This is a genomic window from Microbulbifer agarilyticus, assembly GCF_019800665.1.
Classification (GTDB): domain Bacteria; phylum Pseudomonadota; class Gammaproteobacteria; order Pseudomonadales; family Cellvibrionaceae; genus Microbulbifer; species Microbulbifer agarilyticus_C.
Window position 1 is genome coordinate 343,000 of sequence record NZ_JAHVKO010000005.1, and the last position, 11,600, is coordinate 354,599.

11 protein-coding genes are annotated in these 11,600 nt (G+C 56.3%); 3 read left to right on the forward strand and 8 right to left on the reverse strand.

Going from position 1 to position 11,600, the window contains the following annotated elements; all coding sequences use genetic code 11:
- Positions 1 to 24 precede the first annotated feature (24 nt).
- On the forward strand, positions 25 to 1,059 hold the full coding sequence (locus KUV22_RS14245; protein ID WP_222232172.1) for a helix-turn-helix domain-containing protein: 1,035 nt from the start codon (positions 25 to 27) through the stop codon (positions 1,057 to 1,059).
- Between the two features lie 243 nt (positions 1,060 to 1,302).
- Here KUV22_RS14245 and KUV22_RS14250 read toward each other — a convergent pair whose 3' ends face one another.
- Positions 1,303 to 1,614 carry a c-type cytochrome gene (locus KUV22_RS14250; protein ID WP_222232174.1) on the reverse strand — a complete coding sequence of 104 codons (312 nt, stop codon included), beginning with the start codon at positions 1,612 to 1,614 and terminating at the stop codon, positions 1,303 to 1,305.
- A gap of 237 nt (positions 1,615 to 1,851) precedes the next feature.
- On the opposite strand from KUV22_RS14250, the gene KUV22_RS14255 reads away from it, so the two are divergent.
- Together KUV22_RS14255 and KUV22_RS14260 are read left to right on the forward strand one after the other, a co-directional pair.
- Positions 1,852 to 2,757, forward strand: coding sequence for a peptidylprolyl isomerase (locus tag KUV22_RS14255; protein ID WP_222232176.1), 906 nt, complete (start codon positions 1,852 to 1,854; stop codon positions 2,755 to 2,757).
- Positions 2,754 to 3,767, forward strand: coding sequence for a HupE/UreJ family protein (locus KUV22_RS14260; protein WP_222232178.1), 1,014 nt, complete (start codon positions 2,754 to 2,756; stop codon positions 3,765 to 3,767). The genes KUV22_RS14255 and KUV22_RS14260 overlap by 4 nt, the downstream gene beginning before the upstream one ends.
- A 77-nt stretch (positions 3,768 to 3,844) precedes the next feature.
- On the opposite strand, the gene KUV22_RS14265 is transcribed toward KUV22_RS14260, so the two are convergent.
- The 7 genes from KUV22_RS14265 to KUV22_RS14295 form a co-directional block, all read right to left on the reverse strand.
- Entirely contained in the window at positions 3,845 to 4,321 is a 477-nt protein-coding gene (locus KUV22_RS14265; RefSeq protein WP_043317624.1) for an Lrp/AsnC family transcriptional regulator, read from the reverse strand.
- Between the two features lie 126 nt (positions 4,322 to 4,447).
- The gene (locus KUV22_RS14270; protein WP_261319554.1) at positions 4,448 to 5,653 is read right to left on the reverse strand and encodes a pyridoxal phosphate-dependent aminotransferase; all 1,206 of its coding nucleotides are present in this window, start codon (positions 5,651 to 5,653) and stop codon (positions 4,448 to 4,450) included.
- 203 nt (positions 5,654 to 5,856) lie between these two features.
- Positions 5,857 to 8,058, reverse strand: a complete 2,202-nt coding sequence (locus KUV22_RS14275; protein ID WP_222232180.1) for an autotransporter outer membrane beta-barrel domain-containing protein — start codon at positions 8,056 to 8,058, stop codon at positions 5,857 to 5,859.
- A gap of 76 nt (positions 8,059 to 8,134) precedes the next feature.
- Positions 8,135 to 8,650, reverse strand: a complete 516-nt coding sequence (locus tag KUV22_RS14280) for a DUF2878 domain-containing protein (protein WP_222232182.1) — start codon at positions 8,648 to 8,650, stop codon at positions 8,135 to 8,137.
- A 92-nt stretch (positions 8,651 to 8,742) separates the two neighbouring features.
- Positions 8,743 to 10,200, reverse strand: a complete 1,458-nt coding sequence (locus KUV22_RS14285) for a cryptochrome/photolyase family protein (RefSeq protein ID WP_222232184.1) — start codon at positions 10,198 to 10,200, stop codon at positions 8,743 to 8,745.
- A 37-nt stretch (positions 10,201 to 10,237) separates the two neighbouring features.
- The gene (locus tag KUV22_RS14290) at positions 10,238 to 11,284 is read right to left on the reverse strand and encodes a YbgA family protein (protein ID WP_222232186.1); all 1,047 of its coding nucleotides are present in this window, start codon (positions 11,282 to 11,284) and stop codon (positions 10,238 to 10,240) included.
- Positions 11,285 to 11,455: 171 nt separating this feature from the next.
- Positions 11,456 to 11,593: a hypothetical protein gene (locus KUV22_RS14295; protein WP_222232188.1), complete on the reverse strand. Its 138-nt coding sequence runs from the start codon at positions 11,591 to 11,593 to the stop codon at positions 11,456 to 11,458.
- Positions 11,594 to 11,600: the final 7 nt, after the last annotated feature.

Here is an 11,600-nt window from a genome sequence, read left to right on the forward strand (position 1 = left end):
CACACGGGAAGAGGTACCTGATCCATGGCGTATAGCTTTTTTACCGGCGCAGCCTGCGGTTTGCTGCTGCTGGCCGCGGTCAGGATTTCCATTGGCCACAAGCGCAGAGACAGCCGCTGGCTAGTTGTATTGCTGCTGGGTATTTTTTGCTACCTGCTCGGACCACTGCTCAGCGATCAGAACTTTCATGTTCGCCTGCTGGTGTCCCTCCCCACCATTTTGATTCCCGGCACCTTCTGGCTGTTTACCCACCAGTTATGCAGTGATCAGGAGGCGTTTCCCAAGTGGGGCTGGGGAATCATTGCCGTGGGGCTCGCGATCGACTTTGCCAGCCAGCTGAACCTGCACCACTTCTTTTACCTGTTCGCACAACCGTTCAAGCTCGGCCTGATTGGCGCGGGACTGGCGACGCTGCTGCAGCAATTACAGTCCGACCTAGTCGCTGAGCGCCGTCAGCTACGCATCACTCTTTTAATTGCCATTGGCGGATACATGCTTATCGTGGTGTGTGCGGAGTTTTTGTTTTCCTTCCTGCCGACGCCTGCGGGTATCCCCACCCTGCATGCAGTAACCGCAACCTTACTGGCGTTTGGAGCCTGCTTCTGGCTGCTGTCCCTTTCGCCCAAGGCGCTTGAAGATTCATTGCCTCCGGCAAGTCACGTACCCGAAATTGACGAGGCGCCGGAGAAAACACTGGAGCCACTGGACGAGCCACAACGTCAGCTGCTGGTGCGCCTACAGGACCATATGGCGGCGGGAGGTTACCGTCACACCGGGTTGACCATTCGGGAGTTGGCGGAACAGCTGGACGCAAAAGAACACGTCCTGCGCGCATTAATCAACAAGCACTTGGGGTTTCGGAATTTTAACGAGTACCTGAACCAGTATCGTATTGACGAGGCGAGCCAGCGCCTGGCTGACCCGGATGAGGCGCACCTGCCGGTGCTAAGTATTGCGCTGGATATCGGCTACCGCTCGCTCAGCCCGTTTAACGCCGCATTCAAACGCCGGCACGAGAAGACACCAACGGAGTTCCGGCGAGAAGCACTGCCAAGCTAACGGCAGATGCGCTGAAACGACACAGATCTGTTCAAAAAACCGTCATAATTTTGGCTAGGCTTACGCCAACTGACGTCGGATAGGCCAAACTGAATCCTGCAGGACCTGCGCTACAGGCAATTAGCCCAGTCACCACTTCGCCTGTAGTTCAGGCTCCTGCAAACCCTCTCTATCCCGCCCCAGTCGAACCCGGGACGAAAAGCTACGCAGCCTGCAGGCTATTCACAATGCAGGCCTGCCAGCTCACTGTTTCGGTTTGGACATAAACTCGATCAACGCTTTGTAGTCTTCATCGCTGCAATCGGCACACATGCCGCCCGGAGGCATGGCATTGAGGCCGTTTTTTATCGAGTTAACCAGCGTGTCCATGCCTTTATCCAGGCGCGGTTTCCAGGCTTCCACATCGTGTACCTTCGGTGCGTTGGCCACCCCGGTATCGTGACAGATGTGACAGGACTTCTTGTACTTGTCCTCGACACTATCCGCCTGTGCGTGACCGCCAAGAACCAGGCCACACGCGACGAATGCAAGTGAACAGATTGTCGTAAATTTCATTACAAAAACCTTTATTACCATTGAAGCTGCGCCAAATACTACTCCAGCGTTCAGTGTAGTTTCCCGTTGCCGTGAATTACTACATTTCTTGCCTATTTCCCCTGACCCCGTGTTTTTTCACCAACTATATTCCCTTTCGAATGCGCGAGCATGGACTACCCTCAAGGGTATGAGAATTTTTTCTCACTGAGCTTTACCTGTCGTCACGTCATAACATCGATAAATCGGAGTTCACAGATGAAGCTGCATTGGATCAAGGATCCCAGTGTCCAGTTTGCCCTGATCGGGGCGCTACTCTTTGGTGTCAGCAGTATTTTTCAGAGTGGCAGCTTCGCCTCTAAAGAAGAGATCCTCATCAGTGAGGCGCGCATTCGCAACATCTCCTCAATCTTTGAACGGGGCTGGCAGCGTCCGCCCAGCGACCAGGAGCTCCAACGCCTGATCGACGAGTATGTGCGCGAAGAGGTACTTTACCGTGAAGCGCTGAATATGGGGCTCGACCAGAACGACGCGGTTATCCGCCGCCGTCTGCGCACCAAGATGGAATTCCTGGCAAAAGACCTGGTGGATGCCATCGAGCCGTCCGAGCAGATACTGCAGCAATTCCACCAGGAAAATTTGCAGGAATACACCAGCCCGGCGCAATACAGTTTTGAGCAGATTTTTCTCGACAGTGATAAGCGCGCCGAAGTCGCAGAAGACGCCCGTATCGTTCTCACCCGCCTGACCGCCGGCCGCGATCCACGCAAGCTCGGTGATCGCTCGCTATTGGATTATCGATTCGAGTCGGTAACACCGGAACGTATTGACCGTGTTTTCGGCAGCGACTTTTCTCTGCAGCTTGTCGACCTGCCCACCAGTGAATGGACCGGACCACTGACCTCGGCCTACGGCGAGCATCTGGTGCGCATTACCGAACTGGTACCCGAAGTTCAGCCAGCGTTTACTGAAATCCGCGACCAGATACTGAGCGACTGGCAAGAGGCAGAGCGCAAAGACGTGCTGCACGTCCAGTATCAAACCCTGCGGGACAAATACACGGTTTCCATCGCGCCGCTGTCACCCGCTGCGGAATCTACATCGGCAGAGTCCCCAATAACCGCTACGGATGAGCCCGCCGCCGGGGAGGTCGCCCGCCAGTGAAAAGCCTGCTTGCGGTGTTCATCCTGCTGCTGTCATTCTCGCTGCAGGCGCACGAATTGCGCCCTGCGGCTTTGACCTTGCAGGAAGTCGTTCCGGGAGAGTTTGACGTGACCTGGCGCGTGCCGGCGCAGGGAGACCTGAGGTTGTCACTGGATGTGGTTTTTGACCAGCAAAGCCAGCCTCGAAGTTTGCCCACCGCACTTTTTGCCGGCGGCTATTACGTGGAGCGTTGGCGCGCGAGCCATCCAAATGGGTTTGTTGACAGCACTATCGCGATCGATGGCCTGGAAAACACCCTCACGGATACTCTGGTACGCATCCAATGGCTGGATGGGCGCGAGCAGGTGGCGCGCCTGTTGCCGGATAGCCCGCAAATGCGGGTAGAAAACAAAGCGGGCAAAAGGGAGATTGCCAGCATGTACTTTGTTTTAGGTGTTGAACATATTTTACTGGGCATCGACCACCTGCTGTTTGTGCTGGCGTTGATGGTCCTGGTCACCGGGACCAAGCAGCTGATCACCACCATCACCGCCTTTACCCTTGCCCACAGTATTACCCTGGCGGCAGCGGTGCTCGGGCTTGTGTCAGTTCCTCAGGGGCCGGTGGAAGCGGTGATTGCCCTGAGCATTGTGTTTATCGCGGTGGAAATACTGCACAAGCTGGAAGGTCGCAGCACCCTCGCCATTCGCAAGCCCTGGCTGGTGGCATTTGCATTCGGTCTGCTGCACGGCTTTGGGTTCGCCGGAGCACTCTCCGAAATCGGCGTACCCGCCCACGAAATCCCCCTATCACTGGCGGTATTCAACCTGGGTGTAGAGGCCGGCCAACTGGCCTTTATCGTCGCGGTAAGCATGTTGACGCTAACGTTGAGGAAGCTACCCAGCGTGCACCAGTGGGAACTGCGCACCGGCCATTCGGCGAGTGTCGCCAGTGCACTGCCAGTCGCTTATCTGGTGGGGGGAGTCTCCGCGCTGTGGCTGGTGGATCGGACCATTGCTCTGGTGATCTGATTTGCAGATATCTGCGCCAAGCGCGGTATTGGCTGGATGGTGGGCTGCTCATCCAAGAATAACTAGCTCTGGAAAAACTAGTCCTGGAACAACAACTCGAGCGGATAACCATTAAACGGTTTGGTTTTTTCAATCACCAGATGTGAAGTCATGCGGGTAATAGCCGCATCTTCATCGGCCAGCAATTGCTCGGACACCCGGTTAAAGTCGCCGGCGTCCGGGCACACAAACCGCAGCATATAGTCGAACTCGCCAGACATTTTCACACAGGAAACAATCTGCTCAATCTTGTTGATGGCGCGACGAAAGCTTTCGCTGGTGCGCGCGTCCTGGCGCTTGAGTGCCACGTTTACATAGAACTCCGCATGACGCACCTTGTCGAGGTTCACCTCGGCCTGGTACTCGCGAATAAACTTCTCACTGGTGAGTTTCTTTACCCGCGCCAGACAGGCACTTTCCGACAAACCTATCTGATCCGCCAGGTTCAGATTGCTGATACGCGCATTGGTCTGCAGGACTTCCAGGATTTTGAGGTTGTGGCGATCAATTTTCACGGCAAATGCTATCGACTGATTTCTTAAACAGGGTCAATTCCGAAACAGCATAGCGGGAAATACGCGACACCGAAACACATGATCGGCAACTCGGCATAATCCCGCCTTCAACTATCCCACCTTCTACTATCCCGCCTTCAGGCAACCATCCATCACAAAGCGTTCGATGCGATCCAACGCACGTGACAAGTCGGCTTCATCCGCTGCCAGGGTCAGGCGCACATGGTTCACCGCGCTCGGGCCGAATGGCTTACCCGGCAACACCGACACGCGCTCCGCATCCAGCAACGCGCTGGCGAAGGCTTCGCCATCGTGGGCAACGGCGGAAACATCCACCATTACAAACATGCCCGCTTCCGGTGAGAAACAGCTCAGCCCCGGGATCTTGCCAATTCGCTCCACAATCAGGTCGCGGCGACGCTCATAGGCGTCGCGCATCTGCTTCACAAAGTAGGTATCAAATTCCAGTGCAAACGCGGCGGCTTCCTGAATAAATTGAGGACAACCGAAGATAGTAGCGCCGGCGTATTCGATCAGCCGCTCGACCAGTTCGCCCTGTGCCACAGCCCAACCCAGGCGCCAGCCACTCATGGCATGGGACTTGGACAAGCCGTCGATCACGACCACGTTATCAAGCTTCTCAGCGGCAGTGCGCAGAGAAGTATGGCGACGTGCAAAGGTGATCATTGAGTACATTTCATCGGAGATCAGCCACACACCGCGCTCGCGGCAATAGCTCGCCAGCTCGCGCAGCTGCTCCGGGGTCGCCATGGCACCGGTGGGGTTGACCGGCGTATTGATCATCACCGCGCGGGTATCTTCACCGATAGCCTGTTTGATGGATTCAATCTCAAAGGCGAAGCCCTTGTCCGCGGGGCAGGAAACCTTCTTCACGTCCAGCTGCAACGCGTCGGTGATCGGCACATAGCCGATATACATGGGTTCGGGGATAACGATCTGCTCACCGGGATTCAGCAGGCACGACAGCACCGCGAAAATGGCATTGGTGCCGCCGGGGAATACCACTACATCATCCGGGCTACAGGGGTGATCACTAACCTTGCTTTCGATATCGGCAATTGCGCGGCGCAGCACCAGCTCACCGGCAGCGGGGGAATAGTGGGTGCGACCTACACCGAGACGGGCGCGAGCGAAATCCAGAATGGGCTCGGGGGTATCAAAGTTTGGATCTCCGACACACAGGAAAATTACATCTTCACCTTTGTCTGCCAGCTGGTGAGCGCGATCGCTCACCGCCCACACGTCGGCGTCGGCGGAATGGAGGGCCTGGCTCAATTTGCTAAAGCGCGGAGCGTACATCTTCGGGTCCATGGTTTCGGTTGTTATCGATACTGCTAAGTTAACAACCGATGGGGTAATCCATGCCGCTTCGGCCTAGCCGATTTCGCAGCAACCGGATTTTTTCGCCGCCGCTGCCGCAGATTATGCGGCAGTGTGTAAATGACTCCCTGTTCGAGGGCTGATGGTCACAAAAACCCCTCCCACGCCGCGGCCTGTGCTCGCGCCAAGCAACCTTAGAACCGATAGTTCAGACTCAAGCCGCCAATTGCGTCATCCGGGCGCACCAGCACATCCGCTGCGATACGCAGCTTTTCGTTGATACTGACACCCACCATGGCACCGACGCCGTTCTGGAAGATACCGGTATTCTTGCTGCGATAGGACGGCAGTCGCGCCCAGTTGTTGAAGATAGAATTGACCCCGATACCCAGATCGGCGTAATCGTCGCCACTGGTCGTTTCCAGCCAGAACTCGCCGAACCACTGGTGCTCCCCCACATCGTCACCGTTATAAAAGAAGCCCAGTTTCGAACGCAGGTATTCCCGGTCCTGCCCGTGCACCCACAAACCAAGGGGATCGAGACGCTGCCCCCAGGAGCCGGCGTAGGTCAAGCGGTCGGCGGTGCGCTCGCGGAATCCGTTCACGTCCACCTCGGTCCACTCAAAGGACACAAACGGGCCCAAATGGCCGCATGCCTGCAACGCGGTGTCATAACCCGCACGCAGGAATACGCTGTAACCTTCGCCGTCGGTATCACCATCGAGGCGATGCCGGAATTTATTACCGATGCGTATGGTGCGCTGCACATCGTCGTAATCAAGATTCGAGAAGGTCACACCGCCATCAAGGAAAAACAGCTCGTTATCCCAGCGGGCAAAGGCACTCAGATTGAAGTTACGCGCCTTGAAAAACAGATCGGTCGGCTCGTACTCGCTGCCCCCATAAGACATGCTGAGCCCCCACTCCAGGTGGTCGAAGCCGGCAAAGCTCATACCCAGAAAGCCATCCCAGGCGGGGTACTCGTCGTTGACCGCAGGCGCCACACCAAGCTCTGAGTGGCCGACACTCGCGCCAAAAAATACCGTGGTCGTTGGATCGCGATAGCGCTGGGATATCAAGTGATGGTCGATATTGATGCGGTGCTGACGCATGTTTTCATAACCGAGATCCGGCAATACACCGAAGTGAATCGCCGCGGTCAGGGTTTGATAGTAATAATCCGCCAGTAATCGCTGTGCCGCCAACGTGGGGTGGATACCGTCATAGAAGATCAGTAAATCCGCATTGGGATTGGTGCCGTTCACGCCGTAAACTGGGCTCGGTGTTGCACAGTTTTCGTAGCAAAACGCACTCTGGTCAATATTGGCGAAGCCAAACGCCGTCGGGTCTGCGATGGCAAGCTCGAGTATCCCTTCCATATCCAGTAACAGAATATTGCCGATCTCATTTACCTGGCGCCGCAGACGATCATTGAAAATTTCGGTGCCGAGATTGGCATAATTGATCGCCGCCTGCCCCTGCACGTTGATCGCGGGGGTGTTACCAATGCGCGGGGTGTTGGTCATAACGATGTACTTGGCACCGAATGCCTTGAGCACACCGCCGGCGGTCGAGAGAAACGTCGCCGCGCGGGTCATGGAATCAAAATTGATGGTACCGGTGCTCACGCCATCCAGAATATTGTTGCCACCACCATTCAGGAAATAAAGATCATTGGGTGACACCGTATTTTGCGGCAGGTAGCCCTGACCGGTAGCGAAGGGCACGCCGGTCAAGGTGATATTGTTGTTGGGGTCGTCCACCAGTGCCTGCAAGGCAGCAGGATTATTAAACGCCGACACTGCGGCCGCTACTTCCACAGGACTGAGGTAGGGGCTCTCCCCCTGCGCCGGGTTACAGATGCCATCAGCCCCGCAACGGCTCGAGTCCGGCAATATCGTGGTCAGAGTATTGTGATCGGCCACCGTGGTGTCGGGAAATAGGACGCGAAACTGCTGCGGCCCGACAAGATCCAGCAACACATCGGCGGTCCGGTTACCGCCCACCGCCCAGTTGGGGCCGTTGGTCAACACCGAATCCACAATTTGCTGCAGCTGTTGATCGATGGTGCCCGGTGCCGGCGCACAGGGAATAACGCCACCAAATGCAGGGCCCAGGCCAAAACAGGAATTTTCCTTGGGCAGGCCGAGCAAATCGGCGAGGAAGGATACCGCGGGCTGACGGGGATAAATCCCCTGAGGGTCTTCGGAGGTAAACACGCCGGCATTGCCGTTATCGGAAAGACTGTCGCCAAATACGATCAGGGAACCGTATATCGCCTCTTCGGCCTGCCCCTCCGTTGCAACTATCCCCATACCCAGCAGCAGGGCCATCGACGTCGCCAAACTCGCCCTGCCAACGTTGCCAGCACCCAAATCCTTTGTGTCTCGCCGCACTGGGTTCTCCTTACCTCCGCGAAATTTCGTGGCAAGTATAGGTTAATCGCGAGAAAGGAATTTCTAGTCGAGGTGATCAGCCGACACGGTTTTCCACAGCATCCATCTGATTGACCAGCGGTGCCAGCACCCCACTAATCAGCGCCGCCAGCAGACTCCACACCAGGGCAATACTCAACAGGCACTGCCACACCGGCCGCCCCCAGCCCGCCGGGCCAAAGTAGACACTGTTCAGGTAAAACACCGGCGCAATAAGCAGGCCCGCAAGCGCCGCATGCAACGGTTTATGGATAAGCCAGGCAAGGGAATAGCGAACGGTGGTCGCCAGCATCGTCCAGATACAGATCACCCAGGCTGGTGGCAGAGTGGATTGATATTCCTGTACGCCATACAACATAAACGCCCACTCGACGCCAAAGCCACAGAAAATAAAACCGAGAATCAGAAAAATATCACGAATATCGCGCCACATAAAAAAGTGCAGCATAAGCACCACAAACAGCGCGATTAATGCCATGGCATTGCCGCCGAGTAAGGCCACCCACCACCCGGCAACAAACAGCGCAAAGTTGGCCATTTTTTTATAGTGCATTTAGCAACACATCCGTCAGAAGATTCTGTATCGCGAGCGCAATCTCTCCGGCGACAACTGCGCAGAAATATAGGGAATAAAACAGAGGTTTGCTATTTCTTCAAGTTGGCGAAAGCCTCAATCGCGATTTTTCGCGATTCAGTCACATCACAAATGGGCGGTGGATAGTTGTGGTCGGAAAAAAGATCCTGCGGCGGGCAATGAATATCCCGGTCAGACACCTCCGCCAGTTCGGGAATATACGCGCGAATAAACGCACCCTCGGGATCAAAGCGTTTCGATTGACTGTAGGGGTTAAACACACGGAAGTAAGGCGCTGCATCGGTGCCGGTAGACGCCGCCCACTGCCAGCCGCCATTATTGGCAGCAAAATCCGCATCGACCAATTGCTGCATAAAATACCGCTCACCTTTGCGCCAGTCTGTGAGCAAATTTTTGGTCAAGAACGAGGCGACGACCATACGCAGCCGATTGTGCATCCAGCCCGTCTGGTTCAGCTGGCGCATCGCCGCATCTACAATCGGCACACCGGTTTGCCCTGCACACCAGCGCTCGAAATCCTCGGCGCGGTCGGACCAGGCTACCGCTTCGGTCTCGGGCTTAAACGGTTTGTTGCGGCATACCCGGGGGAAATTTACCACCAGGTGCTGATAGAACTCACGCCACAGTATTTCGCTGAGCCAGACAGTAGCACCCTTGCTGGGTCCATCCCAGCGGCCATCATTGTGCGTCACCGCCAACTGCACACACTGGCGCACAGAAACAGCGCCACAATTTAAATAGGGTGACAGCCGCGAGGTGTTTTCGCGCGCGGGGAAATCCCGCCACTCTTCATAATCGTCAATTACATCGGCAAATTTTTTCAGCGTGCGCACGCCGGCCACCTCTCCCGCCGGCCAATCCAGCACCCGCCCTTCACCACCGGCAGCCACCCCATAGCCAGTCAGCGTATCGGGAATGCTGCGCACCAGGTTGTGTTCGCCATCGAGTGCAATCCAATCCGGCCACTGCGACAGGTGATCTGCAGGCTGTGCGCGCGGTGAGGGCAAGCTGCCAAAAGCTTCGCCACTATTGCTGTGGGCGGAAATAAACGCACGCTTGAATGGGGTGAATACTTTGAAGCCGTCGCCACTGCCCGTGGTGAGGCTACCCGGCGGAATCAAGGTGCGGTCGGTGAAGTACTCAACCGTAACGCCCAGTTTGCCCAGCGCGCTTTTTACCGAGTGGTCGCGCGCCGATTCGTTTACCGGGTATTCCGCATTGGCAAACAACGCATCTATTTGCAACTTCTGCGCAATTTGCGCCAGCGCGACATGGACGTCACCAAACGTCGGCACCTCAAGAAAATACAGCGGAATGTTCTTTTTCTGCAGCGCCGCCTGCAACTGGCGCAAAGAGCGCAGCCGCATGGCAACTACATTGTCGCCGTCCCCATGGCTGGCCCAGGTGTTTGGACAGGCGATAAATACCGCGGCGAGCGCATCACAGCTTTTCCCGGCGCGGTACAGGGCAGTGTTATCCGCCATGCGCAAATCGTTGCGCAACCACATCAGGCCTCTTTGGATGTTTTTCACAGGTATGCCTGGGCTAGCTGAAATCACACAGACCGAGCTCTGCGGGCTCTGCCGCCAGTAGCACCTGGCTGTGGATAAAACTGTGCGGGCTGCGCGGGAGGTAATGACGGAGCATGGTCAGCACTGCGGAAAGCGGCTTGTGCCCCACCCTGTAGTCTTCGATCAAATCTTTGAGCTCGGCCTTTTCACGCTTATCCAAGAATTCGCTCAGGTGGCCGGCACTGTGCATCAGCGCGTTGGTCTTGTCTTTACGGGAGGCCGGCCGCGACAGAATATCCATAATGCGCCCGCGCACCTCGAAGGCGAGCTCCGCCTCACTCATGGACTTAGCGTCGGCAAGCACCTTGCCCAGGGCACGGGTTTTATCCTGATGATGCGCCATCAATAGATATTTGTATGCGGTGTAAAACTCGATAACCCGCGCAAGGAAGGACAGCGGTCTGCCGGAGATACCGGGACGCTTATCGGCGCTGTTGTAATCTTCCTGCGCGACCGCATCGCCGGTGTGATCACTCTCCACGTAACGAAACCAGGCGTCATAGGCGAACACCCGGGTGAGGAAATTTTCACGCAGCTCGTTGTTGTTCAGGCGACCGACTTCTTCCATTGGTAAATGGGGGAACTGCTGCTGCAGGCGCCGGGCAAAAACCCCAACCCCCTCGCTGTCGATGCCGTGACCATTGGCAAGGTAGCGGCGCACACCGCGCAAGCCGCAACTGGGGGAATTCTGCATAAAAATGTAACCGCGCACCTTTTGCAGCTCCGGCACCACCGAATCGGCGTAATCCCGCAGCGGCGCGGTCACATCCACGCTGGCATCGTCGACACCAATCACCCGTACCGCGTCCACCGGTGCGCCATCCTTTTCTACCAGTAAATGAATGGGTTTGCGCGGCACCCCCATGCCAATGGCCACCTCCGGGCACAGCGGCACATAGTCAAAACACTGACCGAGCAACTCGGTGCATACCTTGCTGTGCTTGTGGCCACCGTTAAACCGCACCGCATCACCCATCGCACACTGGCTGATGCCCACCGGGATTTTTCGCGAGAAATTCATTCTTGGCTGTGCCTCCCATACTGCGGGCGCATGCGCACCCCGACGCCATGTAGAGCTATACGACCGGCTACTCTGTTCAGATTAAGGTACACACCGCTGGGCACGGCCGCAAAGGATTCCCGTCTTACTGACCGATAATTCATCCGTCACTCAGCCCGCCGCGCAATTTCTTCACAGATTTCGCGTATTTTCGACGATTTTGCGCAAAACGATCCGGCCTACCCCGGCAAACCGCCGGTAATTGTTGCGCAGGCCGCCACCGTCGCTAAAATGCCAGTCCTTCATTAGTTGTACTGTGTGTACAGACACTCGTCTT